This window comes from Amycolatopsis sp. lyj-346 (assembly GCF_046548975.1).
Classification (GTDB): domain Bacteria; phylum Actinomycetota; class Actinomycetes; order Mycobacteriales; family Pseudonocardiaceae; genus Amycolatopsis.
In genome coordinates this window covers 522,482-548,884 of sequence record NZ_JAJPWT010000001.1, presented here as the reverse complement: position 1 = coordinate 548,884, position 26,403 = coordinate 522,482, and the positions used below count along the sequence as shown (strand labels likewise).

23 protein-coding genes and 1 other RNA gene are annotated in these 26,403 nt (G+C 71.1%); 19 read left to right on the top strand and 5 right to left on the bottom strand.

The window, feature by feature from the left end; all coding sequences use genetic code 11:
• Positions 1-122 precede the first annotated feature (122 nt).
• The 8 genes from ACLJQE_RS02695 to ffs all read left to right on the top strand — a co-directional run bounded on the left by ACLJQE_RS02695 (position 123) and on the right by ffs (position 7,202).
• Entirely contained in the window at positions 123-1,142 is a 1,020-nt protein-coding gene (locus ACLJQE_RS02695) for an ABC transporter substrate-binding protein (RefSeq protein WP_410637305.1), read from the top strand.
• Positions 1,139-2,089, top strand: a complete 951-nt coding sequence (locus tag ACLJQE_RS02690; protein ID WP_410637304.1) for an ABC transporter permease — start codon at positions 1,139-1,141, stop codon at positions 2,087-2,089. Before ACLJQE_RS02695 ends, ACLJQE_RS02690 begins: the two co-directional genes overlap by 4 nt.
• Positions 2,086-2,874 carry an ABC transporter ATP-binding protein gene (locus ACLJQE_RS02685; protein WP_410637303.1) on the top strand — a complete coding sequence of 263 codons (789 nt, stop codon included), beginning with the start codon at positions 2,086-2,088 and terminating at the stop codon, positions 2,872-2,874. Before ACLJQE_RS02690 ends, ACLJQE_RS02685 begins: the two co-directional genes overlap by 4 nt.
• 25 nt (positions 2,875-2,899) lie before the next feature.
• Positions 2,900-5,710 (top strand): nitrate- and nitrite sensing domain-containing protein, encoded by a 2,811-nt coding sequence (locus ACLJQE_RS02680; RefSeq protein ID WP_410637302.1) that lies wholly within the window; start codon positions 2,900-2,902, stop codon positions 5,708-5,710.
• Entirely contained in the window at positions 5,707-6,141 is a 435-nt protein-coding gene (locus ACLJQE_RS02675) for a roadblock/LC7 domain-containing protein (protein WP_410637301.1), read from the top strand. Before ACLJQE_RS02680 ends, ACLJQE_RS02675 begins: the two co-directional genes overlap by 4 nt.
• Positions 6,142-6,155: 14 nt before the next feature.
• On the top strand, positions 6,156-6,509 hold the full coding sequence (locus ACLJQE_RS02670) for a DUF742 domain-containing protein (RefSeq protein ID WP_020642116.1): 354 nt from the start codon (positions 6,156-6,158) through the stop codon (positions 6,507-6,509).
• Entirely contained in the window at positions 6,487-7,086 is a 600-nt protein-coding gene (locus ACLJQE_RS02665) for a GTP-binding protein (protein WP_410637300.1), read from the top strand. Before ACLJQE_RS02670 ends, ACLJQE_RS02665 begins: the two co-directional genes overlap by 23 nt.
• A 19-nt stretch (positions 7,087-7,105) precedes the next feature.
• An RNA gene (ffs, locus tag ACLJQE_RS02660) (signal recognition particle sRNA small type) lies at positions 7,106-7,202 on the top strand.
• 349 nt (positions 7,203-7,551) lie between these two features.
• On the opposite strand, the gene ACLJQE_RS02655 is transcribed toward ffs, so the two are convergent.
• Positions 7,552-8,376 carry a spermidine synthase gene (locus ACLJQE_RS02655; RefSeq protein WP_410638293.1) on the bottom strand — a complete coding sequence of 275 codons (825 nt, stop codon included), beginning with the start codon at positions 8,374-8,376 and terminating at the stop codon, positions 7,552-7,554.
• A gap of 96 nt (positions 8,377-8,472) precedes the next feature.
• Between ACLJQE_RS02655 and ACLJQE_RS02650 the strand changes: the two genes are divergently transcribed.
• A complete protein-coding gene (locus ACLJQE_RS02650; RefSeq protein WP_410637299.1) occupies positions 8,473-10,776 on the top strand; it encodes a DNA polymerase III subunit gamma and tau in 2,304 nt (767 codons plus the stop codon).
• 213 nt (positions 10,777-10,989) lie between these two features.
• Here ACLJQE_RS02650 and ACLJQE_RS02645 read toward each other — a convergent pair whose 3' ends face one another.
• A complete protein-coding gene (locus tag ACLJQE_RS02645) occupies positions 10,990-11,838 on the bottom strand; it encodes an N-acetylmuramoyl-L-alanine amidase (protein WP_410637298.1) in 849 nt (282 codons plus the stop codon).
• Positions 11,839-11,916: 78 nt separating this feature from the next.
• Here ACLJQE_RS02645 and ACLJQE_RS02640 point away from each other — a divergent pair, with 78 nt between their 5' ends.
• The 3 genes from ACLJQE_RS02640 to ACLJQE_RS02630 all read left to right on the top strand — a co-directional run bounded on the left by ACLJQE_RS02640 (position 11,917) and on the right by ACLJQE_RS02630 (position 14,285).
• Positions 11,917-12,276, top strand: a complete 360-nt coding sequence (locus tag ACLJQE_RS02640) for a YbaB/EbfC family nucleoid-associated protein (protein WP_410637297.1) — start codon at positions 11,917-11,919, stop codon at positions 12,274-12,276.
• A gap of 5 nt (positions 12,277-12,281) precedes the next feature.
• Positions 12,282-12,878, top strand: a complete 597-nt coding sequence (gene recR / locus ACLJQE_RS02635) for a recombination mediator RecR (protein ID WP_410637296.1) — start codon at positions 12,282-12,284, stop codon at positions 12,876-12,878.
• 84 nt (positions 12,879-12,962) lie between these two features.
• Positions 12,963-14,285, top strand: coding sequence for a glycosyltransferase 87 family protein (locus ACLJQE_RS02630; protein WP_410637295.1), 1,323 nt, complete (start codon positions 12,963-12,965; stop codon positions 14,283-14,285).
• Here ACLJQE_RS02630 and ACLJQE_RS02625 read toward each other — a convergent pair.
• On the bottom strand, positions 14,242-14,796 hold the full coding sequence (locus ACLJQE_RS02625; protein WP_410637294.1) for a glucosaminidase domain-containing protein: 555 nt from the start codon (positions 14,794-14,796) through the stop codon (positions 14,242-14,244). The genes ACLJQE_RS02630 and ACLJQE_RS02625 overlap by 44 nt on opposite strands.
• Before the next feature lie 57 nt (positions 14,797-14,853).
• A complete protein-coding gene (locus ACLJQE_RS02620) occupies positions 14,854-15,951 on the bottom strand; it encodes a UDP-N-acetylglucosamine 2-epimerase (protein ID WP_410637293.1) in 1,098 nt (365 codons plus the stop codon).
• Between the two features lie 84 nt (positions 15,952-16,035).
• On the opposite strand from ACLJQE_RS02620, the gene ACLJQE_RS02615 reads away from it, so the two are divergent.
• Positions 16,036-17,055, top strand: coding sequence for a glycosyltransferase family 2 protein (locus ACLJQE_RS02615; protein ID WP_410637292.1), 1,020 nt, complete (start codon positions 16,036-16,038; stop codon positions 17,053-17,055).
• Positions 17,052-18,341: a lipopolysaccharide biosynthesis protein gene (locus ACLJQE_RS02610; protein WP_410637291.1), complete on the top strand. Its 1,290-nt coding sequence runs from the start codon at positions 17,052-17,054 to the stop codon at positions 18,339-18,341. The genes ACLJQE_RS02615 and ACLJQE_RS02610 overlap by 4 nt, the downstream gene beginning before the upstream one ends.
• A gap of 56 nt (positions 18,342-18,397) precedes the next feature.
• On the opposite strand, the gene ACLJQE_RS02605 is transcribed toward ACLJQE_RS02610, so the two are convergent.
• Positions 18,398-20,458 (bottom strand): DUF6541 family protein, encoded by a 2,061-nt coding sequence (locus tag ACLJQE_RS02605; RefSeq protein ID WP_410637290.1) that lies wholly within the window; start codon positions 20,456-20,458, stop codon positions 18,398-18,400.
• 167 nt (positions 20,459-20,625) lie between these two features.
• Here ACLJQE_RS02605 and ACLJQE_RS02600 point away from each other — a divergent pair, with 167 nt between their 5' ends.
• The 5 genes from ACLJQE_RS02600 to ACLJQE_RS02580 all read left to right on the top strand — a co-directional run bounded on the left by ACLJQE_RS02600 (position 20,626) and on the right by ACLJQE_RS02580 (position 26,353).
• Entirely contained in the window at positions 20,626-22,593 is a 1,968-nt protein-coding gene (locus tag ACLJQE_RS02600; RefSeq protein WP_410637289.1) for a DUF6541 family protein, read from the top strand.
• A gap of 62 nt (positions 22,594-22,655) precedes the next feature.
• The gene (locus ACLJQE_RS02595) at positions 22,656-23,357 is read left to right on the top strand and encodes a glycosyltransferase family 2 protein (protein ID WP_396136891.1); all 702 of its coding nucleotides are present in this window, start codon (positions 22,656-22,658) and stop codon (positions 23,355-23,357) included.
• Between the two features lie 13 nt (positions 23,358-23,370).
• Positions 23,371-23,805 carry a DUF2304 domain-containing protein gene (locus tag ACLJQE_RS02590; RefSeq protein WP_086849741.1) on the top strand — a complete coding sequence of 145 codons (435 nt, stop codon included), beginning with the start codon at positions 23,371-23,373 and terminating at the stop codon, positions 23,803-23,805.
• A 37-nt stretch (positions 23,806-23,842) separates the two neighbouring features.
• Positions 23,843-24,346 (top strand): uridine kinase, encoded by a 504-nt coding sequence (locus tag ACLJQE_RS02585; protein WP_410638291.1) that lies wholly within the window; start codon positions 23,843-23,845, stop codon positions 24,344-24,346.
• A gap of 327 nt (positions 24,347-24,673) precedes the next feature.
• Entirely contained in the window at positions 24,674-26,353 is a 1,680-nt protein-coding gene (locus tag ACLJQE_RS02580; RefSeq protein WP_410637288.1) for an ABC transporter substrate-binding protein, read from the top strand.
• Positions 26,354-26,403: the final 50 nt, after the last annotated feature.

The following is a 26,403-nucleotide window of genomic DNA, read 5'->3' as shown; positions in this document are numbered from 1 at the left end:
GTGCGCGGTAGCGCAGCTCGAACAGACCGCCCTGCACGTCGTTACCACCCGTAGTCCCGAGCACCGCAATTCCCCCATTTGGTACGGCTTCACTCCACTTCCCCCGCAACCTGGAGTTCGTTGTGATTTCCCGTCCTCGCCCCCGTCTGCTGACGGTGCTCCTGACTTTGCTGACCCTCGCCGGGGTCACCGCGCTTTCGGGGTGCAGCGACAGCTCCGCCTCCGGCAGCGGCAGCGGCAGCAAGATCACCATCGGGTTCAGTGCCTGGCCGGGCTGGTTCCCCTGGCAGGTGGCGCAGGAACAGGGCCTGTTCGCCAAGAACGGCGTCAACGTCGACCTGAAGTATTTCGACAATTACACCGACAGCATCAACGCCCTCGCCAGTGGCGCCATCGACGCCAACAGCCAGACCCTCAACGACACGCTGTCGTCGGTCTCCGGCGGCGCCAAGCTGTCGATCGTGCTGGTGAACGACAACTCCACCGGCAACGACAAGATCATCGCGCGGGAGGGGATCACCAGCGTCGCCGACCTCAAGGGCAAGAAGGTCGCCGTCGAGCAGGGTGCGGTCGACCACTACCTGCTGCTGCTCGCGCTGCAGTCGGCGAAACTGACCGAAAAGGACATTGAGCTCGTCAACCTCCCGACCGACGCCGCCGCGGCCGCGTTCAAGAGCGGGCAGGTCGACGCGGTCGCCGCGTTCGCGCCGTTCACCTCGACGGCGCTGGAGCGCCCCGGCAGCCGCGCGATCTCCACGTCGGCGGAGTTCCCCGGGGCCATCCCGGACCACCTCGTCACGTCCCAGAAGCTGGTCAAGGACCGCCCGAAGGACGTGCAGGCGCTGGTCAACGCCTGGTTCGAGACGCTGACCTGGATCAAGAACAACAAGGACGCGGCCGTGAAGATCATGGCCAAGCGCGGTGGCGTGTCCGAGGCGGACTACAAGTCCTACGACGCCGGCACCACGATCTTCACGCGGCAGCAGAACATCGACGCGTTCACCCCGGGCGTCACCGCGCAGCACCTCGACTTCCAGGCGAACAAGATCATCGACTTCATCGTCGGTACCGGCCTCGCCCAGCAGCGGCCGTCGCTCGACGGCCTGTTCGACGACCAGTTCGTGAAGGCCGCGCCCCAGTGACCGGTCCGTCCCAGCGCACCACCCCGGCGAGCACGGCCGAGGCGCAGGCCGCCGAGGCACAGGAAGTCGAACACCGGCTCGCCGAGCAGCAGGAAGCCGGCCGGGCGGGCGGCGGACGACCGAACTGGTCGCCGCTGCCCCGCCGGGCTGGGCGGAAACCGTCCGCTTCGCCGCTTTTCTCCCTGCGCACACCGATTTCCGCGGCGTCCCGCTGGACGCTCGCGCTGCTGTCGTTCGCCATCCCGTTCCTCGCCTGGGTCGTGCTGAGCATCAGCGGGGCGGTCGACCCGACGTTCCTGCCGTCCCCGGCCGCGGTGGTCAGAGCCGGTGTCGACATGGCGAGCACCGGCGAGCTCTTCGACGACCTGTGGGCGACGACCCAGCGGGTGCTCGAAGGGTTCGGCCTCGCCGTCGGAGTCTCCGTGCCGCTCGGCATCCTGATGGGCAGCTTCACCGCCGGGCAGGCGTTCTTCGAGCCGCTGATCGGGCTGCTGCGCTACCTGCCGGCGAGCGCGTTCATCCCGCTGCTGATCATCTGGCTCGGCCTCGGCGAGCCGTCGAAGATCGCCATCCTCTTCATCGGCACGGTCTTCTTCAACACGCTGATGACCGCCGACGTCGTCCGCGGCGTGCCCAGCTCGCTCATCGACGTCTCCTACACGCTCGGCGCGCGCCGCGGCGAGGTACTGCGCAAGATCGTCGTGCCGCACTCGCTGCCGGGCATGATCGACGCGATCCGGGTCAACGCGGCCGCGGCGTGGAACTTCGTGGTCGTCGCCGAGCTGATCAACTCCTCGGCGGGCCTCGGCTACCGGATCGTCCGCGCGCAGCGGTTCCTGCAGACCGACAAGATCTTCGCGGTGCTCGTGGTCATCGGGGTCGCCGGGCTCCTCATCGACGTCCTGCTGCGCCTGCTGCGCACGCGGGTCGGGAAGTGGGCGGCATGACGCTGGAACTGCGGAACGTCGCCAAGGACTACACCGTCCGCGGCAAGGTCACCCGCGCGCTCGACGGCGTCGACCTCGAGGTGCGGCGCGGCGAGTTCGTCTGCGTCGTCGGCGCCAGCGGGTCGGGCAAGTCGACGCTGCTGTCGCTGGTGGCCGGGCTGAGCAGGCCGACCGAAGGCGAAATCGTGCTCGACGGCGTGCCGGTGACCGGGCCCGGGCCGGACCGCGGGCTCGTGTTCCAGGCCGGCGCGCTCTACCCGTGGCGCAGCGTCGAGAAGAACGTCGCGTTCGGACTCGAGCTGCTCTCGCTCGACCCGGCCGAGCGGGCCAAGCGGATCGACTGGTACCTCGCCGAAACCGGCCTCGACGGCGTCCGCAAGTCACTGCCGAAACAGCTCTCCGGCGGCCAGAAGCAACGCGTCGCGATCGCGCGCGCCCTGGCTTGCGAACCGGAAGTCCTGCTCCTGGACGAACCGTTCGGCGCCCTGGACGTCCAGACCAAAGAGGACATGCAGGTGCTGATCCGCCAGGTGCAGGCCGACACCGGCACCACGGTGCTGATGGTCACCCACGACGTCGAGGAGGCGGTCTTCCTCGGCGGCCGGGTGGTGGTGCTCGCCTCCGACCCGGGCCGGGTCGCCGCCGACGTCGAGGTGACGCTGCCCGCCGAGCGCGACCTGGTGGTGAAGCGCGAACCGCGGTTCCTCGCGCTGCGCGCCCGGATCGAAGATCTGGTCCGGGAGCAGCACCGGGGCCACGTGAGCCGGGTGGCCGCGGCCGAGTGAGAACGAAAGACGGGAAGGTCGCGGGATGAGACACGGCAGGCCGACCGCGAACCGGGCCGGCGGCGGTTTTCTCGCCCGGCTCGGTATTCGCGGCAAGCTGAACCTGCTGCTCCTGCCCCCGCTGGTCGCGGTGGTGCTGGTGTCGGTGCCGTTCGTGCTGACGCAGGCGAACAGCGCCGGTGCGGCGAGGCAGTCGGCCGCGGTGGCGCGGCACGCGCAGCAGCTCGGCGGGCTGATGTGGCAGCTGCAGCGCGAGCGGCTGCTGACGGGCGCGTTCGTGGCGACGCCGTCGGCGAGCCCGGACCAGATGCTGCAGCAGCAGAAGGTGGTCGACCAGACGGTCGCCGACGTCCGCGGGGCACTGGGCGACGACGCCCCCGACGAGCTTTCCGCGGCGCTGACCCGGATCGGCTCGCTCGCCGAGCTGCGGCAGAACGCGGCCAGCCGCGGCGTCGCGCTCGACAGCGTCGCCCGGACCTACAACGCCGTGGTCGACGCGGTGATCGACGCCGTGCGTCTGGTCCCGCAGCTGACCAGTGACGCCGAGGGCGCACGGGAGCTGACGGCGCTGGACGCGCTGCTGCGGGCGAACGAGGAGAACTCGCTGCGCGCGATGGCCCTCATCGTGACCGCGGTGTCGCCGGACGCCGGCCGGTCCATCCTGGACGACGCGACCCAGCAGGCCCCGATCTTCATCGACCGGTTCGTCAAGCAGGGCGACGACGGTGACGACGCCGAGCGGGCCGCCCAGGTCGTCCGGATCGAGCAGAGCGACGCCGGGCGCCGCGTCGACGAACTCGCCGCCGAGGTCGAGAAGCCCCGTGACGCGGCGGCCACCACGCAGTACGTCGCGGACGTGCTCGCCGCGGCGGACAGCCACGCCGGGCAGCGGAGGCTCGTGCAGGAGCGGGCGATCAACGAGATCGCCGACTCGGCGACCGGGCGTGCCGACAGCGCGACGCAGCTGGCCTGGACGGTCGGTCTCGGCGCCGGCGGGCTGTTCCTGCTGGTGGCCTTGCTCGCCATCGCGGTGTCCCGCTCGATCTCCGGACCGCTGCGCCAGCTGACCACCGCGGCGACGTCGGTCGCCGACCTCGCCGGCACGGAGCTCGTCCGCGTGACCGACACCGAGGAGGCCGAGGAGCAGATTCCGCGCCTGGCCACCATCGACGTCGTCTCCGACGACGAGCTCGGCAAGCTGGCCGCGGCGTTCAACCGGGTGCAGAGCACCGCGGCCGAGCTGGTCGAACGCCAGGCGCTGACCCGGCGCAACACCAGCCTGATGTTCGCGAACGTCGCGAAGCGGACGCAGAACCTCGTCGGCCGCCAGCTGGCCCTGATCGACGAGGTCGAGCGCAACGAGCAGGACACCCGGCTGCTGGCCAGCCTGTACCGGCTCGACCACCTCTCCACCCGCCTGCGCCGGAACGCCGACAACCTGCTCGTGGTGTCCGGCACCCGCGACGAAACCCGGATCGCCGGCCCGATCGAGCTTTCGACGGCCCTGCGCTCGGCCCTCGCCGAGATCGAGGACTACCAGCGCGTCAAGCTCGGCGTCGTCGCGGAGATCCTGCTGTCGTCGGCCCTCGGCGCCGACCTGGTGCTCGTCTTCGCCGAGCTGCTGGAGAACGCGACGTCGTTCTCGCCGCCGGGCTCGATGGTCGAGGTGGACACCATGCTGCTGGCCGACGGTGCCTGCCTGGTCAGCATCGTCGACCACGGCATCGGCATGACCGCGGAGAAGCTGGCCGAAGAGAACCAGCGGCTCGTCGAGCGCGAGCGCCTGGAGCTCGCGCCGACCAGTGTGCTCGGCCTGTTCGTGGTCGGCCGCTTGGCGCGGCGCCACGAGCTGGGCGTCGAGCTGCTCGCGACGCCGACCACCGGCGGCGTCACCGCGCGGCTGACCATCCCGGGTGCGCTGTTCAGCCACCGCAGCGGGCTGCGCCCGAAGCCCGCTGCGGCGCCCGTGATCCCGGCGCAGGCCGTACCGCCGATCGCGGCGCCGCCCCGGCACGCCGCACCGGCCGCACCGGCCGCACCGGCCGCACCGGCCGCTTCGTCCACTTCGGACGACTTCCGGCCGCCGACCCCCGAACCGGTCCGTGACCGGCCCGCCGAACTGCCCGCGCCGGCGATCCCGGCGCTGCTCGGCCACGGCAACGGCTTCCGCTGGTTCCGCGAACTGGAACCGGTGTGGCCGGACGCCGAACCCGACGCCAAACCCGCCGAAGAACCCGAACCCGAGGTCGTCGCGGCGGCGGCGGAATCCCGTGGCGGCCTGCGCCGCCGGGTCCGCGGCGCCCAGCTGCCCAGCCCGGGCACGTCCGCGGCGGTGGCCGGCACCAAGCCGCGGCACGACCCGGAGGCGACCAAGGCCGCGATGGACGGCTTCGCGAGCGCCTTCGCGATGGCCGCCGAAGTCCCCGCGCCGCCTGCCTTCCCGAAGGCGGCCGAAGTCACCGCGCTGACGGCCGGCCCGCCGGCCGCGCCACCCACCGTCGTCACCGCACCCGTGTCACCTCCTCCGGCCCGCGTCCCCGTGGACGCACCGCCGGTGGCCACGGCCCCGATCGCGGCCGCCGCGCAGTCGCGCGACGGCCTGATCCGCCGGGTCCCCGGCGCCCAGCTCGCCCCCGGCCTGCGTCAGCAGACCGAGGGGCGGCCGCTCGCCCGCGCCGTCGTCAACCGCACCAAGCGGGACCCGGCGGCCGAACGAGCGGCGTTCGACGCGTTCGCCGCAGGCCTCGCCAAGGCGGAGGACGTGACGGCAGACAGCCCGCCCCAAGGCGTGGTCGCCGGTCGTGTGATGGAACGAGGAGAAGAGAGCAGGAAATGAGCATCCCCGCAGCTGGTGTCAGCGTCGAAGCCCAGAACTTCAACTGGCTGGTGAGCCGCTTCGCGCAGCACACCGCGGGCGCGATAGCCGCCATCGCGGTCTCGGCGGACGGCCTGCTGATCGCGATGTCGACGGAGCTCGAGCGCTCCAACGCCGACCGCCTCGCCGCGATCTCCTCCGCCATGCTCGGCCTCGCACACGGCGTCTCCGAAAGCCACCCGCTCGGCGCGCCGGACAAGGTGATCATCGAGCTCGAGCACGGCTACCTGCTCGTCTGCACGATCAGCATCGGCTGCTCGCTCGGCGTCCTGGCGAACAAGCAGGCCAGCCTCGGCACCATCGCGTACGAGATGGCGATGTTCGCCAACCGCGCCACCGAGGTGCTCACGCCCGGGCTCATCGAGGAGCTTAAGAACACCGTCGGCAGCTGAGGGGGAGTGACGCGATGACCGAAGAACCGGACATCTCGCTGCTGCGGCCGTACCTGATGACCTCGGGGCGGGCCCAGCCGGTCGACCAGAGCCTCGAAATCGAGGCCCAGGTCATGACCTCCCGCCTCGGCGCGGCGTCGCACCCGAAACTCACGTTCGAACGCCAGGAAATCGTCTCCCTCTGCCGGAACACGATGTCGGTCGCCGAAGTGGCGGCCATGCTCGGCCTGCACATCGGGGTGGCCAGGGTGCTGGTGGCCGACCTGGCCGAACTGGGCTACGTCGTCGTCCGCCGCCCCGGCAACCACAACTCGCACGACCTCGGCATGATCGAAAGGGTCATTCGTGGACTCGAAGCCATTCACTGAACCGGGCACCCGGCCGCCGGCCCCGGTCAAGATCGTCATCGCGGGCGGCTTCGGCGTCGGCAAGACAACGGCGGTGTCCTCCATCTCGGAGATCAAGCCGCTCACGACCGAGGCGGCGATCACCTCGGTGGCGGCTTCGGTGGACAGCACCGGCCACGTCCCGGCCAAGACCACGACCACGGTCGCACTGGACTTCGGCTGCATCACGATCGACGAAGAGGTCAAGCTGTACCTGTTCGGCACACCGGGCCAGGACCGCTTCGGCTTCATGTGGCAGGACCTGGTCCACGGCGCACTGGGCGCGCTGGTGATCGTGGACACCCGCCGCATGGACGACTGCTACCCGGCCGTCGACTACTTCGAGAACGCGGGCCTCCCGTTCGTGGTGGCGGTCAACATGTTCGACGGCTCGCTCGGCCACAACCTCGAGGACATCCGCTGGGCACTGGCGGTGAGCGACGACGTCCCCCTGATCACCTTCGACGCCCGGCAGAAACTGTCAGTGCGCGACGCGCTGCTGGCGGTACTGCACAACACGTTCAAACGCGCCCGAGCCCAGGCGGGCGCGGGCGCCTGAACAGACTTCGCTACACTGATCCCGGACCCCGCGCGGCGTCCACCCTGTGAACCTCCCCAGGGCCGGAAGGCAGCAAGGATAAGCAGGCTCTGACGGGTGCGCGGGGTCCCCTTCTTTTCGCCTCCTGCTTCGGGGCTTCGCCCCTTCGCCGGGGCTTCTCTTCGTCGTTCTACCCGGGGGCCGAGCCCCCGGACCCCCACGGTGCCTCGCTCGCGGCCTGGCGAGCCCTGCCGCATTTCGGCCTGCCGCGGCTGTGGTGGGACGGGGCTGGGCTGGGCTGGGTTGGGCCTGCGAGCCCTGCCGTGGTTCCGGGGTTCAATGCGCCCCAATGTGGCCTTGGTTGCGTTGGACGCACCGAAGGCCACATTGGGTGCGTTGGACGCACCGAAGGCCACATTGGGTGCGTTGAGCGCACCGAAGGCCACATTGGGTGCACCGAAGGGCGCCTTGGGGGGCTTGGGTGGGTTAGAAGAGGCCTAGGATGTTGTCTGGGGGTTTTGGGGGTGGGGGTGCGTCCGCGTCTGTTATCGGGGATGCCTTGCCCGCCAGTTTTTGCAGCTCCGCGCCGTGTACGCACCTTGCCGGGAATGCTGCCGAGGCCGTTCGCTGTGCTATCTCCGCCGTCGGGAGCTCGGCTGCCGAGGCCGCCAGGACCAGGTTGCCGAAACGGCGGCCGCGCAGCACTCCCGGGTCCGCCAGGAGCAGGACCTGAGGGAAGACTTCGAGCAGGGTCGCCAGGAAACGGCGGGCGAACGGCAGGCCCGAGCCGTCCGTGATGTTCGCCAGGTAGATGCCCCCGGTGCGCAGGATGCCCGCGATCGCCGTCGTCGCCTCCAGCGTTGCCAGGCCGCCGGCCAGCGTTGCGCGCTCGAAAGCGTCGACCACGACCAGGTCCGCCGAGTCCTCCCGGCGCGTCGCGAGGCCTTCGCGGCCGTCCGTCACCCGGACGCGCACACCCGGCACCCGCAGCCCCAGCTGCGCGCGGACCAGCTCCACCAGCTCGCCGTCGGCGTCGAACACCAGCTGCCGCGAGCCCGTCCGCGTCGCCGCGACGTACCGCGGCAGCGTGCAGGCCGCCCCGCCGATGTGGAGTGCGTCCAGCGGGCCCGCCGGCAACCGGTCGACCACGTCCGCGAACCGCCGGACGTAGTCGAACTCCAGGTGGGCGGGGTCGTCGAGGTCGACGTACGACTGCGCGACGCCGTCCACCGACACCAGCCAGGCGTTGCCGCGGCCGGCGTCGCGGACCAGCTCCGCCGTGCCGAACCGCACCGGGTACCGCCCGGGCACCGGCTCGGCCTTCCGCGTGCGGCTCACGGGCACCGAGGTTATCGGGTCTCCGGACGCACGGCGAAGGTTGTCGGTGGTGCCCGGTACTCTCGCCGGGTGGCTCTCGCGCTGTACCGCAAGTACCGTCCGGCGACCTTCGCCGAGGTCGTCGGTCAGGAGCATGTGACCGAACCCCTCCGCACGGCGCTGTCCGCCGGGCGGATCAACCACGCCTACCTCTTCTCCGGTCCGCGCGGCTGCGGCAAGACGTCCAGCGCGCGCATCATGGCGCGCTCGCTGAACTGCGCCAAGGGCCCGACGCCGGACCCGTGCGGCGAGTGCAACTCGTGCAAGGCGCTCGCGCCCGAAGGCTCGGGCAGCGTCGACGTCACGGAGCTCGACGCCGCCAGCCACGGTGGTGTCGACGACGCCCGCGAGCTGCGTGACAAGGCGTTCTACGCGCCGGCCGAGTCGCGCTACCGGGTGTTCATCATCGACGAGGCGCACATGGTCACCACGCAGGGCTTCAACGCCCTGCTGAAGATCGTGGAAGAGCCGCCAGAGCACGTCATCTTCATCTTCGCGACGACCGAGCCGGACAAGGTGCTCACCACCATCCGCTCGCGCACGCACCACTACCCGTTCCGGCTGATCCCGCCGGGCTCGATGCGCAGCCTGCTGGAGCGCAACATCGCGGCCGAGGGCGTCGAGGTCGAGCCGGCGGTGTACCCGCTGGTCATCCGCGCGGGCGGCGGATCGGCGCGTGACACGCAGTCGGTGCTCGACCAGCTGCTCGCCGGTGCCGGGCCGGAAGGCATCTCGTACTCGCGGGCGGTCGCCCTGCTGGGCGTCACCGACGTCGCGCTGATCGACGACATGGTCGACGCGCTCGCGACCGAGGACGCGGCGACGGTGTTCGGCACGGTCGAGAAGCTCACGGAAGCCGGCCACGAGCCGCGCCGGTTCGCGACCGACCTGCTCGACCGGCTGCGCGACCTGGTGCTGCTGCGTGCGGTGCCGGAGTCCGCGGGCGGGCTGGTGTCCGCGCCGGAGGAGGAGCTGACGCGGATGGTCGCGCAGTCCGAGCGGATCGGCCTCGCCACCCTCTCCCGCTACGCCGACATCGTCCACAGTGGACTGCTGGAGATGCGCGGCGCGACCTCGCCCCGGCTCGTGCTCGAGCTGCTGTGCGCGCGGATGCTGCTGCCGTCGGTGACCGACGCGGAGCAGGCCCTGCTGGCCCGGATCGAGCGCCTGGAACGCCGGGCGACGCTGGCGGGCGGCGGCGGCGGACCGGCCGAGGGTGGCGTCGAGCCACCGGTGCGCGCGGCGCCGGAACGCGAGTTTTCGAGGCCTTCGCTGCGCACGGCGCCGACGGGCCCGCCACCGGTGCCGGAGCCGGTCAAGCCGCCCGGCCGCCCGGCCGCCGCCGACCCCGCCCGCCCGCCGTCCGCGGCTCAGCCGGGTGACGGCACGACCGCGGCCGCCACAGCGGCAGCCCAGGCTCCGGCCGGTGGTGGCCAGGCCGCGGCTCAGCCGGGTGATGGCGGTTGGGGAGCCTCGCGCACTCCGGGCGGTGGCGCGGCAACCCAGGCTCCGGGCAGCGGTGGCCAGGCCGGGTCTCAGCCGGGTGATGGCGGTTGGGGAGCGCCGCGTACTCCGGGCGGTGGCGCAGCCGCTGCGGCCGCTCCGGCTCCGGGCGGTGGCGCGCCCGAAGCTCAGCCGGCCGCGGGTGGCTGGGGTGCGGTGCGCACGCCCGGGGGCGGCACGCCCGCCCCTGCGGCAGCTGCTCCCGCCGCCCCGGCGCCGGAAGCCGCGGCCGCCGCGCCCGCCGCGTCGGGTGGGCTGGATGCCGCCGGGATCCGGAACGTCTGGCCGGAGCTCATGACCGCCTTGCGCAAGTTCACCGGCGGCCGCAGCATCGAGGCGATGCTGACGCAGGCGACGGTGGCGAGCGTCGAGGGCAACGCCGTGACGCTGACCCACAAGTCCGAGCCACTGGCCCGCCGCCTTTCCGACCAGGACAACGCCCGCAAGATCGCCGGCGCACTGAGCGACGTCCTCGGCGGCGACTGGCAGGTCCGCTGCGTCCACGGCAACGCCCCGGCCGCGCCCGCCGCCCGCCCCCAGCAGGCGGCACCGGCACCGGAACGGTCGTTCACGCGCCAGTCGGCGGCCGCGGCGCCCGCCGAACCGGCGGCCCGCCCCGCCACCCCGCCGCCCCCGCCGCGGCCCAAGGTGGCGACGTCCGAGCCGGACATCCCGCTGCCCCCGGAACCCTCCGACGAGGACGACGAGGACCTCTACAACGAGGACGCCAGCCCGGCCCCGCCGCCACCCCCGCCCCCGCCGGACAAGGACCCGGACGAGCTGGCCCGCAAACTCCTCTCCGAGCACCTCGGCGCCCGCCCCCTCGACTGAACGCACGCACCCAGAGGGTCGGCTCACGTACCCAGGCAGTCGGCCCGCGTACCCAGAGGGTCGGCTCGCGTATCCAGCCGGTCGGCTCACGGGCCGACCTTCCAGGTACGCGGGCCGACTTCCCGGGTACGCGGGCCGACTCTCCGGGTACGCGGGCCGACCATCCAGGTGGCCGCGGGTCGAGCAGTGACCGAACCTTGGCCGTCCCGTGGCTCAGGAGGCCAGGTAGGCCTCGATCGCCGCGGTGATCGCCGCGGCGAACTGCGCGCGGCCCTGCGCGGTCGTCATCCGGGCCGCCTCGGTCGCGTTGCGCATGTTGCCGCACTCCACCAACGCCGCCGGTCGTGTCGACAGGTTGAGGCCGGCCAGGTCCGCGCGGCCCGACAGGCCGTTCGTGCCGATGTAGTTCGCCGCGCTGAAGCCGCTCGTGCGCATCGTGTCGCGCAGCGTCTGGGCCAGCCGAGTCGACGGTTCCCCCTGCGCGGCGTTCAGCGGCGGTGCCGAGTACGCGACGTGGAAGCCGGTCGCCCCGGCCGCGTCCGAGCCGTCGGCGTGGATGGAGACGACCGCGTCCGCGTTCGCCTCGTTGCCGATCGCCGCGCGGCGATCGACGCAGGGGCCGACCCCGGTGTCGTCCTGTCGCGTGTAGACAACCCTGATTCCCTTGTCCGCCAACGCTTTTCCCACTCGCTGCGCGACGTCGAAGGTGAACGCGTGTTCGGGGTAGCCCGCGTTGGTCGCGGTGCCGGTGGTGTTGCACGGCTTGGTCCGCCCGCGCCCGGCAGGCACCTGGCGGTTGATCTCCGCCGGGTGGGCGCCGTTGCCGCCGTTGTGCCCGGGATCCAGCACGACGACCTTCCCGGCGCCCGACGAAGGCGAAGGCGAAGGTGACGGCGACGCGACCGAAGTAACCGGCGTAACCGACGGAACCGGCGAGGGCGAAGACGGCGACGTGGGCGTCACCACCGAAGCGGGCGCCGCCGGAGCGTCGTCGGAGCAGCCGGTGAGCAGCAGGGCACCGGCCAGCAGGAGGGAGGCAGTCGCGCTTCGCACGGCGACCACGGTGCCACAGCCCGCCACTTCGCGTGGCGCGACTACCCTGGTGGGGACACAGGCGTGCAGAGAGGACCGAGTGCGATCATGGCCCAACCCGGCGGCGGCTTCGACCTTTCCCAGCTGATGCAGCAGGCGCAGCAGATGCAGCAGAAACTCGTCGAAGCCCAGGAAGAGCTGGCCAACACCGAGGTCACCGGCACGGCAGGCGGCGGACTGGTCACCGCGACCGTGTCCGGTGACAGCCAGCTGAAGAACCTCCAGATCGACCCGAAGGTGGTCGACCCGGACGACGTCGAGACGCTGTCCGACCTCATCGTCGCGGCGGTCCGCGACGCGTCGGCGAGCGCGCAGAAGCTCACCGAACAGAAGCTCGGCCCGCTGGCCGGCGGGCTCGGCGGCGGTGGCGGCATGCCGGATCTCGGCAGCCTCGGCTTCGGCGGCTGACGAACTTGTACGAAGGTGTCGTCCAGGACCTGATCGACGAGCTCGGGCGCCTGCCCGGGGTCGGGCCGAAGAGCGCCCAGCGGATCGCGTTCCACCTGCTGGCCGCGGACCCGGTGGACATCTCGCGGCTGCAGGACGTACTCGGCAAGGTCAAGGAGGGCGTGCAGTTCTGCGAGGTCTGCGGCAACGTCTCCGAGCACCCGAAGTGCCGCATCTGCCGCGACGAGCGCCGCGACCTCACGGTCATCTGCGTGGTCGAGGAGCCGAAGGACGTGCTGGCGGTCGAGCGCACCCGCGAGTTCAAGGGCCGCTACCACGTCCTGGGCGGCGCGCTCGACCCCCTGTCGGGCATCGGGCCGGAGCAGCTGCGGATGCGCGAGCTGCTCAAGCGCATCGGTGAGGCGGACATCAAGGAGATCATCATCGCCACCGACCCCAACACGGAGGGCGAGGCGACGGCGACCTACCTGGTCAGGATGCTGCGGGACTTCCCGGGCCTGAGCGTGACGCGGCTGGCGTCGGGCCTCCCGATGGGCGGTGACCTGGAGTTCGCGGACGAGCTGACCCTGGGTCGCGCCCTGTCGGGTCGCCGGGTGCTCTAGCCGTCCCCCCGGTCGAGGCGTGGTCCGGCCGCCGTCCCCGGCCTCGCTACACTGACCCGCGCACAGCCGAGGGGGACGGATCAGATGGCGACGGTCGTGGTTCAGGAAAAGGCGGTCGAGCGCACCTTGCCGGCGCCACTCTGGTGGGTGGTGCTGTCCGGGACACTGCTGCTGGTCGCCTTCGCGGTCTACACGGTCTGGGCCGGAGTCTGGACGAAATCCGGGATCTACCTCGAAGACTTCAATTCCTATGTGGCGACCGGCGACGCCGCGCGCGCTGGGATGCCTCTGTACGAGCCGGGTGTCTCGCACCTGCCGACGATCGGCGGCACGTTCAAGTACACGCCGTTCGCGGCCGGGGTGTTCGTCCCGCTGACGGTGATCCCGCAGCTGCTGCTGCCGTTGTTCGCCGAGCTGGTGAACCTGTTCTCGCTGCTGGTCGTCGTCTGGGTTTCGCTGGGACAGCTGGGGTACGCGCGTGACAACGGCCGGGTGGCGGCGACGGCGGCACTGACCGCGCTCTCGCTTCCCCTGCAGCCGGTGCTGATCAACTTCACCACCGGCCAGGTGAACCTGCTGCTGCTCATGCTGGTGCTGGTGGACCTGGCCGGCCGCAACCGCTGGTGGACCGGGGCCGGCGTCGGCTTGGCGGCCGGGATCAAGCTGACCCCGGCGATCTTCGTGGTGTACCTGCTGGTGACGCGCCGCTTCCGCGCCGCGGGCGTGGCGGTGGCCGCCTTCGGCGTGACAGTCCTGGCGGGCTTCGTGGCCCTTCCGCGTGACTCGGCGGCGTTCTGGTCGGCGAACTTCGCGGACCCCTCGCGTATCACGGGCGACAACGACGCGATGTCGCCGCAGAACCAGTCGATCCGCGGTGCGCTGGCCCGGCTGCTGGACATCGCGGACGTCCCGGGCATGGTCTGGATCCCGGTGGCCGCGGTGGTCGCGCTGGCGGTCTTGTGGATCGCCGTGCGGGCGCACCGCCAGGGCCGTGAACTGCTGGCGCTGAGCGTCGTGGGCGCGTTGATGGTCCTGGTGACGCCCTGGACGTGGACGCACTACTGGGTGTGGTTCATCCCGTTCTTCGTGATGGCGGCGTGCGCGGTCCACCGTTCGCGCACGTGGTGGCCGGCGGCCCTGCTGGTCGTGGCCTACCTGCTCTTGTTCCCCTGGAAGGTGGCCACGGGCCGCGCGGACGTGCCGGTGGTGGGCCTGGTGATCCTCCCGGAGGACTACTCGCCCTTGGCGCAGGCCGTGGCCCACACGCTCTACGTCGTCATCGCACTGGCGCTGCTGCTGGTCTCGGCGTTCTGGCCGGCCTGGCTCACCCCGGCGGCGTCGGACGACCACGAAATCGGCGAGCTCACCGGTCGAAGCGGCGCAGGTCGTACCGGTCCATCAGCTTGATCACCTTGTTCGCGTACTCCGGGTCGGTGGCGTACTTGCGGGCCACCGCCCGGATGAACGCGTCCGGGTCCTTCCGCACCGGCAGCGCCGCCGCGTAGTTCGACGAAGTCGTCAGCAACCGGCCGTAGTCGCGGAACGAGTCCTCGATCGAGGCGTAGGCCCGGAAATACGCGTCCACCGGGTGGCACGGCGCCGGAATGCACTCCGTGGTCGGGTACCGGGCGCAGCGCAACGCGATGGGCCCCGGGCTCGTCGGCGTCACGCACTTGAAGCCGAAGTGGTTGAGCTCGGCCGTGGACAGCTTGCTGCGGCCCCAGTTCGACTCCAGGATCGACTGCGCCACCGTCACCGACGCCGGGATGTCGTACGCCGCGTGGATCGCGCGCGCGATCGGGCCCGCCGCGCCGACGTACGTCTCCTGGAAGCCCGACGTCAGCGCGGCGTCACGAACCGCGCCCTGGTCGATGGGCGGGACCGCCACCAGCGCGGCCGCCAGTCCGATGTGGATCATGGCGACAATTTGCCCGGCTCACCCCCGGAAAAACCGGAGGTCACCCGGACGAAGGACTCAGCAGTAGCCGAGCTGCGCCAGGGTGTCCACGACGATCTCGGAGGGGTGGTACTTGTCCATCCAGGACTCGCCGCGCCGGTTCTGGTACGTGTCGAGGAAGTTCTGCAGCTTGTCGCCGCGCATTTCGGTCAGCACGACCGTCTCGCCGAGGTGCTGCGGCGTTTCCGTGCGCTCGCGGTGCACCGCGCAGGGCAGGCCGAGGTAGTAGCACTCCGCCGAAAGACCACCCGAATCGGTGACGACGTACTCGGCGCGCGCCACCAGCGGCAGGAACTTCAGGTACCGCATCTTCGGCTGGACGATGAACTGGTCGTCGAAGATGTTCCCGATGCCCAGCGAGCGGATCTTCTCGCGTTCCGGCGCGCCGGCCATGTACAGGATCGGCATCTTGCGGCTCTGCTCGCGCAGGATCTCCAGCGCCTCGCGGTACTTGTCCGGGCGCGAGACCAGCTCGAAGCGGTGCAGCGTGGCCAGGCCGAACTTCTCCGGCAGGTTCGGCACGTCCAGCGGCTGGTTGATGGCGAGGCGCATGGCGTCGATCGCCGTGTTCGCCTCGGTGTCGACGACCACGCCGCGGGCGTTGCGCAGGTTGTTGACCTCGCGGATGCTCGGCGCGAAGTGGATGTCGACGATCTTCGCCGCGATCTTGCGGTTCAGCTCCTCCGGCAGCGGCGAGAGGATGCTGCCCGACCGCGCGCCCGCCTCGACGTGCCCGACGCGGGACTTGAGGATCCGCTTCCCGATCAGCGAGCCGTACGGCGTGGTGAACGTGTCGCCGTGCACCAGCACCAGCGGCGGGCGGCCGTCTTCGGTCAGGGCGGCCCGCAGCTCGTGGCGACGGCTCCACGCCGTCCGCAGCACCTGCGCGGCCCAGCCCGGCACCTGCGCCGGCGACTCGAGGTTGTGGGCCTTGTCCTCCGGCACCAGCCAGACGTCCGGCTCCGGCATGTTCAGGTCCGCGAGGACGTCGGCGACCTCGTCGACGTGCTGGGCGGTGAACCAGATCTTGGGCCGCATCCCGCGCTCGCGGATCCCGTGGTAGACGGGCGCGATCTTGATCAGTTCCGCGGTGGTGCCGAGAATGAAGGAAATCACCGTGAAAGCCCATTTCTGGTCGGGTGCGGTTGCGTAAGGATACTGGCCGACCCGGCGCGCGGGCCGCCGGGTAGCCTCGGCACGGTGAGTGCGAACCCGCTCCTCCCCTCGCTCAGCGTCGTGATCCCGGTCTACAACGAGCAGGACTGGATCGAACGCAGTGTCGGCGCGCTGCTCGCTTCGGCATCGGCCGCGAGCTGGCCGATCGAGGTCGTCGTGGTCGACGACGGCAGCACGGACGCCACGCCGTCCCGGCTCGACGACCTGCGCGAACGCCACGGCATCACCGTCCTCGGCCAGGCCAACTCCGGCCGGTTCGAGGCGCGGCGGGCCGGCATCGCGAAGTCGTCCGGCGAGTGGGTCGCGCTGCTCGACAGCCGCGTCATCGTCGACGAGCACACCCTGACGTTCCTGCGCGACCAGCTCGTGGAGCACCCCGAGCGCGCGGTCTGGAACGGCCACATCAACGTCGCGTCCGAGCACAACCCGTACGCCGGGTTCATGGCCGGCCTGGTCAAGGTGCCCTGGCGCAAGTACTGCGCGAACCCGCGGCTGATGTCGTACGGCATCGACGAGTTCGACGTCTACCCGAAGGGGACGACGTTCTTCTGCGCCCGCCGCGGCCTCCTCGAAGGCTCGGTGACGGCGTTCGCGTCGCTGTTCGACGACCTCCGCTTCGCCAGCGACGACACGCGCATGCTGCGCTGGATCGCCGAGCACGAGCGGATCTGGCTGGCGCCCGAGCTGTCGGCGACCTACAACGGGCGCGACTCGTTCAAGAAGTTCACGCAGCAGGCCTACTTCCGCGGCACGACCTACGTGGACTCCTACATCGCCTCGCCCGGTCCGGCGCGCAACGCCCTGTTCGGCGCGCTCGCCGCCGGTGTCGTCGGCCTGGTCTTCGCCGCGAAGAAGCCGAAGACCACGTTGGCCGCCGGTGTCCTCGGCGCGGTCGCCGCGGGCGAGGTCGTCAAGAAGTGCGGCGCGACCGGCCCGGAGGCCCGCGCGGTCACCAAGCTGCTGCCGGTGTTCGCCGGGGGGTTCGGCGCCGGCGTCCTGCGTGGACTGGCGATGGCCGTGCGGGCCCAGCTCCGCCGCCGATGAGCACCGAAGTGGACACGCCGGCCGCCGCGCGCAGCGGGCGCACGACCGCGGGCAGCCTCGGTGGCTCGCTGATCGTGTCCATCGGGCTCGGCTACCTGCTCACGGTCGCCTGCCAGCGGCTGCTGCCGCCGCAGGAATACGCCGTCTTCGTCACCTTCTGGGGCCTGGTGATGGGCCTCGGCAGCACGCTGTCGCCGCTGGAGCAGGAGCTTTCCCGCCAGTCCGCCGTGGCCGCGCTGGCCGGGGGCAAGGCGGGCCGCCCGGCGCTGCGGGCGGTCGCCGTCGGCATCCTGGTCGCGGCCGCTTTTTCGCTCGCTCTGCTGATCCCGCCGGTCAACGAAAAGCTCTTCCGCGGCGACTGGTCGCTGGCACTGATCGTGCTGTGCGGCGGCGTCGCGTTCGCCTGCCAGTTCGGCACGCGCGGGCTGCTCATCGGACAGCACAAGGTGAAGGCCTTCTCGCTGCTCGTGGTCGCCGAACCGGCGATCCGGGCGCTGATCCTCGGCGTGCTGTTCGTCTCGGTCGCCTACAACGTCGTCTCGCTGGCGATCGCGGTCGCGGCCGGCTCGTTCGCCTGGCTGCTGTTCGCGCGCCCGGCCCGGCAGCTGCTCGACCCGCACGTCGAGGGCGACGGCTGGGGCGTCACGTCCCGCCGGATGAGCATGCTCCTGGTCGGCGCGGCCCTGACGGCGGCGGTCATCACCGGCTACCCGGCGCTGGTCGGCCTGCTGGCCCCGGGCGGCGACGGCGACCGCGTCGGCTCGCTGTTCGCGGCGCTGGTCATCGCGCGGCTGCCGCTGACGCTGATCGGGCCGGTGCAGTCGCTGGCCGTGCCGTTCGTCGTCCGCCTGTCGGTGACGGAGGAGGGGCGCCACCGGCTGCGCCGCGTGCTCGCCCTCGGCGCGGCGGGATCGCTGGTGCTGGGCGCACTCGGCGCGCTGGTCGGGCTGTGGCTCGGCCCGTGGGCGGTCCGGTTCGTCAGCGGCCCGGGCTACGACATCGACGGCTGGTCGGTGGCCGGGCTCGTGTGGTCGTCGGTGCTGCTGGTGCCGATGCAGCTGCTCACGGCGGTGCTGGTGGCGCGTACGCAGGCGAAGCTGGTGCTGGTGACGTGGGCGGTGGTCACGGGTACGGCGTCGTTGGTGCTGCTGTTCCTGCCGGGTGACACGGTGTTCCGCGCGGTGGTCGCGCTGGCGGTCGCGCCGACGCTGGGGCTGGCCGTGGTGCTCGCGTTCGTGCTTCGCCGGGCGCCGAAGCCGGTCGAGTCCGGCTCGGAAGCCACCTGAGGTTCCTCCCGCGAGCAAACCGGCCCGGGATCCGACATCGGTGACCGCGACCGCAGTCAGCCTCGCGGCGGGGTCTGCGGCAGGTCCAGCCGGTACACGCTCACCGTTCCCGCGCTGAACTGCTTCGTCAGGCCCGGCAGGCCCGTCAGCCTGCTCAGCCCCGGGGCCAGGCTGTAGGTCAGCTTGCCCGTCCAGTGGCGGCCGTCCGTGCCGACCGTCGGGGCCGATGAATCCACGTACACCCAGCGGACGTTCTTCGCCCGCAGGATGCTCTGGACCTCGGGGTCCTCCGGGTAGTAGTTGAACATCGCCAGCAGGGTGATGTTGTCCTGGATGGGGCTGTGGCCGTCCGGGACGATGTTGAGGATCGGCAGGTCGTAGTCGACGTACAGCAGCGTCGAGCCGTCGTTCGCGTTGTTGAGGATCGTCTCGCCCGGGGCCGCGTGCTCGTGCAGCCACTTGGCCGCCGCGTCGTCCGCGTCGTCGTAGCGGACGAACTGCGGGGCCGCGTAGCGCTGGCTGAGGGACAGCGCGCCGGTGTTCATGTAGCCGCGGAACGACGTCACGGTCAGCACGCCGAGCAGCACCACGATCAGCCCGAACGCCACCGCCGGCCGGAACCGCGCCGGGACCGGGTTGCGGGCCTTCACCGCGACGACGAACAGGCCCAGCGCCACGAACAGGACCCCCGCCAGCGGCGGGATCAGCAGGTAGACGTGGGTGTCGAGACGGTTGGCGACCCGGTAGTAGTAGCGGCCGATCATCGCGCCGAAGCCCGAGTTGGGCGAGTAGTGGAAGCTCACCATGACCGTCGCCCAGAACAGCCAGGCCGTCAGCAGCGGCCACGCCCGCCGCGAAAGCAGCGTGGCGACGACGCCGGCCAGGCCCAGCAGACCGAGCACCAGCTGGCCGATCGTGCCGCTCGGGTCGAAGTAGCCGCCGTAGGGCAGCCGGGCGACCAGCTCGAACGACGCGCCCAGCTGCGTGCCGCGGATGTTGGCCGGCGCGTCGACCACCGAGCCGTTGCCGAGCCGCAGCAGCGCCAGCACGTTCGGGATGATGAGGACGACGCCGACCACGCCCGCCAGCGCGAGCGGCAGCAGCGCGCGGACGAAGGCGAGCCGGCCCGCCTTGGTGAACAGCAGGCCGATCATGGCCGCGACCGTCGTCAGCGCGATCGAGGTCAGCGCGCTCGGGTGCAGGTTGAAGGCACCGGCGGCGGCGACGCCGACCAGCACCGCGCGACCCCAGTTCCGCTTGCCGAGCACCAGCATCACGGCGACGAGCCCGGGCATGAGCGTCATCGCGGCCGCGTTCGGCAGCACGCCGCCGTCGTGGGCGAAGGCGACGCCGGGGCGGTACAGCTGCACGGAGACCAGCGCGGCCACGCCGGCCGCGAGCTCGACCCAGCCGCGGCCGAGCCGGCCGTGCCGGAGCACCGCCGCGGTCAAGGCGGCCACCGACAGCGGCAGCACGACCACGGAGAACACGACGGTCGCCAGGTTCAGGGACAGCATCGTGTCCCCGAAGATGTCGGTGAGCAGCGCGCAGACGTCGGTGAAGCCGGGCGGGTAGAACTGGACGTTGGTGTCGTGCACGACGTCGATCGGCAGGATCTGCCACGGCGCGGCCTTGCCGGTGAAGTGCGTGAAGGCGGTCAGCACGGCGTGCGTGACGGTGTCGTGCTCCTGGGTCGGCGTCTGCCACGACCCGAGACCCTTGTGCCACATGCGGATGCCGAGGCCGACGCCGGCGACGGCGACGAGCGCGCCCAGCACCTGGGCGACCGTCCCGGCCCGGCCGGTGAGCGTGCGCAGCCGCGGGTCTTCGGCGGGCTCGGCCGGTTCAACGGCCGCGCGGCGGCGGCGGACCAGCCACCGCACCCCGCCGAGCACGACCAGGACGACCCCGAGCGCGACGGCCGCGGTCAGCAGGCCGAAGCGGAGTCCGGTGACCCCCGTGAACAGGGACACCAGCAGGACGAACCCGGTGGTCAACGGGGCCGAAAGGCCCGCGAGCCACAGCCGTTCGCGGATGCCGGCGACCAGGAGAATCGAAAGCCCGGGGAGCAGCACCACCAGGATTCCGACAGCCAGCCGGACAGCTTCGGACAGCATGCATTCTCCGATCAACAAAGCCGCCAACGCCCGGAGTCTATGGGTGGCCGCGGTCCGCCCAGGATGCGGGTGACCAGCGAGCTGACGTGCACGGTAGCGTGGCCGCCGTCCGGAACGGCGTGCACCGCGGTTGCGGAACCGGTCACGGCGGAAAATGGGGTGGAAGAATGGGTTTTCTGCTCGTTCTGGCCGCTTTTTGGCTGCCGGGCGCCGTTTTCGGCGTGGCGATCGGCCTGCGCGGCTGGACGCTGGGCGCGGCGGCGCCGGTGCTCACCTTCGGGATCGTGGCCCTCGCCGTCCCGCTGCTCGGTGGCACGGGCATCCGCTGGACCGCGCTCTCCGTGACACTGTGGACGCTCGCGGTGTCGGCCGCCGGCTTCGGCGTCACCTGGGCGGTGAGCCGGTTCACCCGGCGACGACGGCCGGACGCCGAGGCGGCTCCGCCCGAGCGCCCGCGGTGGTCGTGGCGCGCACACGCGCTGACGGCGCTCGGCGTCGCCGCGGGCATGGCGGTCGGCGCGCTCACGGTGCTGCGTGGCATTCCTGCCCCTGGCACGGTCAACCAGGACTGGGACGCCGCGTTCCACGCGAACCTCGTCCGCTGGATCGCCGAACGCGGTGACGCACGCCCGTCGACCATCGGCACCATCGCGAACCTGCCGGACGAAACGCACTACTTCTACCCGGACACCTACCACGCGCTGCTCGCCCTGCTCTTCGGCAAGGGCGGGCTGACCGTGATGCCGCTGCTGAACTTCGCGTCCATCGCCGTCACCTTCGCGGTGCCGCTCGGCGTGGCCGCGATGTGCCGCGCGTGGCGGATGCCGCCGGTGACGGCCGCCGCGGCCGCCGCCGCTTCCGCCTGCTTCACCTCGTTCCCCTACGACCTGTTCTGGCACGGCCCGGTCTGGCCGTACGCCGCCGGCGTCGCCCTGGTCCCGGCCACGCTCGCGGTGGTCCGGCTGCTGCTCGAGCCGGGCGGGGCCACCGGTCCGCTGGCCGTCGGCGTCGGCGTCGCCGGCCTGGCGGCGCTGCACACCAGCGTCGTGTTCGTCCTCGCCGTCTACGGCGTCCTCATCCTGGCCGCCGTGCTGTTCAAGTTCGAGCCGATCGACTGGCGGCGGGCCTGGCCGTCGCTGGCGGCGGCCGCCCTGCTCGCCGCCGGGCTCGGCCTGCCCCAGGTCCTGCCCTCGCTCTACAACGCCGGCGGCGTGACGTCCGCGGTCTGGGCGAACGCGGCGACCATGACCGGCGCGGTGGGGCAGACGGTCACGTTCTCGCCGATGGCGAGCTTCCCGCAGTGGTGGATCGGCCTGCCCGCGATCGTCGGCGTCTTCCTGCTGGTCCGGCACCGGCGGATGCTCTGGCTGGTCGCCGCGTACGTCGTGCTCGGCGGCCTGTACGCGGCCACGGTGTCCATGGAGAACAGCCTGGTCCACCTGCTGAGCGGGCCGTTCTACAACGACAACTACCGGCTCGCGGCCCTGCTGCCGATGATCGGCGCGGTCGGCTTCGGCGAGTTCGTCTACACGGCGACGGCGTGGTTCGCGGCGAAGGTCCGGCCCCGGCTGCCGAGGCTGCACCCGGCCGCGCCCGTCCTGGCCGGCGTGGTCCTGCTCGCGGCGGTCATCGGCGGGTTCAGCCGCGGGTACGTGTACCTCAACTCCGTCCACGTGAACATCGCCTACCGGGGCTTCCCCGCGGTGAGCGCGGACGAAGAGACGGCGTTCGCCTGGCTGGCCGGGCACACGGTGCCCGGCGAACGCGTCCTGAACGACCGCCTCGACGGGTCCGTCTGGATGTACGCGCTGCAGGGGGTGCAGCCGACCCAGTGGAACTACTACGGCGCCCCGCGCACCAGCGACGTCGGCTACGTCAGCGCGTTCGCGAACCGGCTGGAGACCGACCCGCGGGCCCGGAAGGTCCTGCGGGAGCTCAAGGTCCGCTACGCCTTCGTCGGCCAGGGCAACGCCGTCCCCGACCAGCGCAACGATCCCGGCCTCCTGAACCTGGACACCGCACCCGGGTTCAAGCTGGTCTACCGCAACGCCGGTGCCTCGATCTACGAGATCGCGGGCCAGCAGGACGTCGTCACGGCCGGCGCCGCACCCGGGTCCACAGCCGGTGACCGGTAGTGAAGGGTTAGAGTGATCGCGTGTCTGCGACCTCGGTGACCAGCCGCCGCGTGCTCATCGTGATGCCCGCCCTCAACGAGTCGGCGAGCGTCGCGTCGGTCATCGAGCAGGTCAAGCGCGCCCTCCCGAACGGTGATCTGCTGGTCGTCGACGACGGCTCGGTGGACGACACCGCCAAGCTGGCCCGCGCCGCGGGCGCCGAGGTGGCCCGGCTCGCCGTGAACCTCGGGGTCGGCGGCGCGATGCGCACCGGCTTCCGCTACGCCGCCGCCCGCGGGTACGACGTCGTCGTGCAGGTGGACGCGGACGGCCAGCACGACCCCGACGAGCTCGACGCGCTGCTGCGCGGCCTCGACGACGCGGACATCGTGATCGGCTCCCGGTTCGCCGGCAAGGGCGCCTACAAGGCCAGCGGGCCGCGCAAGTACGCCATGGTCGCGTTGTCGATCGTGTTCTCGCGGCTGGCGAAGACCCGGCTCACCGACGTCACGTCGGGCTTCAAGGCGATGGGGCCGCGCGCGATCCGGCTGTTCGCCGGCTACTACCCGGCCGAGTACCTCGGGGACACGGTCGAATCGCTGGTCATGGCCATCCGGGCCGAGCTGACCATCAAGGAGATCCCGGTCATCATGCGCGAGCGCGCGGGCGGCACGCCCAGCCACTCGCCCGTCAAGTCGGCCGTCTACCTGGGCCGCGCCGGGCTCGCGCTGCTGCTCGCGCTGGTCCGCCGCCGCCCCGCGGTCGACTCCTCAGACTCGGCATAAGGAGCTCGGGAAGATGGAAGGTTGGCGCGTCCTCAGCATCGTCGTCGCCTGCGTCGTGCTGTTCGTCGTCCTCGAGATGATGCGGCGGCGCAAGCTGCGTGAGAAGTACGCGGGCGTGTGGCTGATCGTCGCCATCGGCGTCGTGGTGCTGGCCGCGATCCCGGCGGCCGCGAAGTTCCTCGCCGGGCTGACCGGGGTGGAAACCCCGTCGAACTTCGTGTTCCTCCTCGCCGGCGTCGTGCTGGCGCTGGTGTCGCTGCACCTGTCCACCGAGACCGGGCACCTCGAAGAAGAAGTGCGCACGTCGGTCGAGGAAATCGCGCTGCTGCGCTGCGAGCTCGAGGACACCCGGCGCGAGCTGGCGAGCCGGATCGCCGAGCTGGAAGCGAAGACGGCGGCCCCCGACGACGTCAAAGGGCTCCCCGAGGTCGAGCGCGTCAGCAAGTGACGCCCTGATCGAGGCCCTGCTCGCGGCCCCCGCCCGGCTGGGCCGGGTGCGCGTGCTGGCCATCGACGGCCCGTCGGGCGCCGGCAAGTCCACGCTCGCCACCCAGGTCGTCGCCGGGCTGACCGCCCGCGGGTGCCGGACGGCCCTGGTGAGCACCGACGCCTTCGCCACCTGGGACGATCCGGTCGCGTGGTGGCCGCGGCTCGTCGGTGGCGTCCTGCGTCCCCTGGCCGACGGCGAGCCGGGGGCGTACCGGCGAATGGACTGGTCCACCGGGGCACCCCGGCCGGGTGAGCTCGTCCGGGTGGCCGTGCCCGATGTCCTGGTGCTGGAGGGGGTTTCCAGCGGCCGGACTTCGGTAAGACCCCTGCTTTCCCACCTCTGCTGGCTCTCCGGTGGCTCCGCCGCCGAGCGGCTGGCCCGGGCCGTCGACCGGGACGGCGCGGCCGCACGGGCCGCATTGGCGCGCTGGCAACGGTTCGAGCGCGGCTGGTTCGCCGTCGACGGCACCCTTGAGGCCGCCGGAACCCGACTTTCGTAGGAGAGTGGGTGATCACGCTACGTGTCCAGGCCGGTCCGAATCGATTAAGCGGTGTGTAACTGAATACACGATCGGACCACCGCTGGTACCGCCATCTGAGTCATGGATCGGGTACTGGGTGCAGCCGTTGCCCGCAAATGGTCACATTCTGTCGTGATTTACGGACACATTGCGGTCAAATCGACGTCCACGTAGCGCGATCGTAACCTCACGTGCTTAAGTGCGGGCCGAGTTCCCGCTAGTGTCGGCGAGCACACCGATCGTCCGTCGAGTTCCTGACCGACCGGACGGTGACTTTGAACCCGAACATCTCCCAAGGGGTGCCAGATGCAGCAATTGCGGCTGACCCGAACACGCCGCGTGGCCCTGATCGGGCTCGCCGGCGCGCTCGCGGTTTCGCTGTCCGCCTGTGCGGAATCCAAGCGCGAAGAGGGCGCGGGAGGTGGTACGGGGGGCACGATGATCTTCGGGACGGCTGGTAACCCGAAGATGTTCGACCCGATCTTCAACGACGAGGGCGAGACCTTCCGCGTCACCCGGCAGATGTACGACACCCTGATCCAGAACAAGCCGGGCACCGCCGACCTCGAGCCCTCGCTGGCCGACAAGTGGGAGCCCAGCAACGAAGGCAAGACCTGGACCTTCTCGCTCAAGCAGGGCGTGAAGTTCTCCGACGGCACCGCCTTCGACTCGGCCGCGGTCTGCTTCAACTTCGACCGCTGGTACAACATGAAGGGCGCTGCCGCCCAGAGCCAGATGATCTACTACGCCGACGTCTTCAGCGGCTTCGCCAAGAACGAGAGCGACGACTACGGCGACCCGGTCTACAAGAGCTGCGAAGCCAAGGACCCGGCGACCGCGGTCGTGAACCTGAACCGGGCGAAGGGTGCCTTCCCGGCGGCCTTCACGCTCCCGTCGTTCGCGATGCAGAGCCCGACCGCGCTCAAGCAGTACAAGGCCGACGAGGTCGTCCAGTCCGGCGACTCGTTCACCTACAGCGAGTACGCGAACAAGCACCCGGTCGGCACCGGCCCGTTCAAGTTCGAGAGCTGGGACCAGGGCAAGGGCGAGATCACCCTGGTCAAGAACGACACCAGCCCGACCGAGACGGCCAAGCTCGACAAGCTGATCTTCAAGGTGATCCCGGACGAGAACGCCCGCAAGCAGGCGCTCAAGGCCGGTGACATCCAGGGTTACGACTACCCGGCGCCCGCGGACTACGGCCTGCTGCGCAACGAGGGCGAGCAGGTGCTGGTGCGCCCGCCGTTCAACGTGCTCTACCTGGGCATCAACCAGTCCGGCCCGGCCGGTGAGAAGCTGAAGGACGTCCGCGTCCGCAAGGCGCTCGCCTACGGCATCAACCGCGAGCAGTTCGTCAAGAGCAAGCTGCCCGAGGGCGCCGAGGTGGCCCCCGAGTTCGTGCCCAAGACGATCTCCGGCTACACCGACGAGGTCACCAAGTACCCGTTCGACCAGCAGAAGGCCCGGCAGCTGCTCCAGGAAGCCGGCGCGACGGACCTGACGCTGAAGTTCTACTACCCGACCGAGGTCACCCGGCCGTACATGCCGAACCCGGCGGACATCTTCACCTCGGTCTCCGAGGACCTGAAGGCCATCGGCGTCAAGATCGAGCCGGTCGCCAAGCCGTGGAACGGTGGCTACAAGGACGACGTCCAGAAGTTCGGCAAGCACGACCTCCACCTGCTCGGCTGGACCGGTGACTACAACGACGCCGGGAACTTCGTCGGCACCTTCTTCGGCCGCAAGAAGCCGGAGTTCGGGTTCGACAACCCGCAGCTGTTCCAGGCGCTCGCCGCCGCGGACGCTTCGCCCGCCGGCGACGCGCACGCCAAGGCGTACCAGGAAGTCAACAAGCAGATCATGGACTACCTGCCCTCCATCCCGATCTCCTACGGCCCGCCCGCGATCGTGGTCGGTCCGAAGGTCAAGGGCCTGGTCGCCAGCCCGCTGACCGACGAGCGGTTCAACACCGTGACCGTGAACTGAGAAGTTCCACGCCGCGAGGCATGGGGTGGGTGCTACCGCGCCCACCCCAT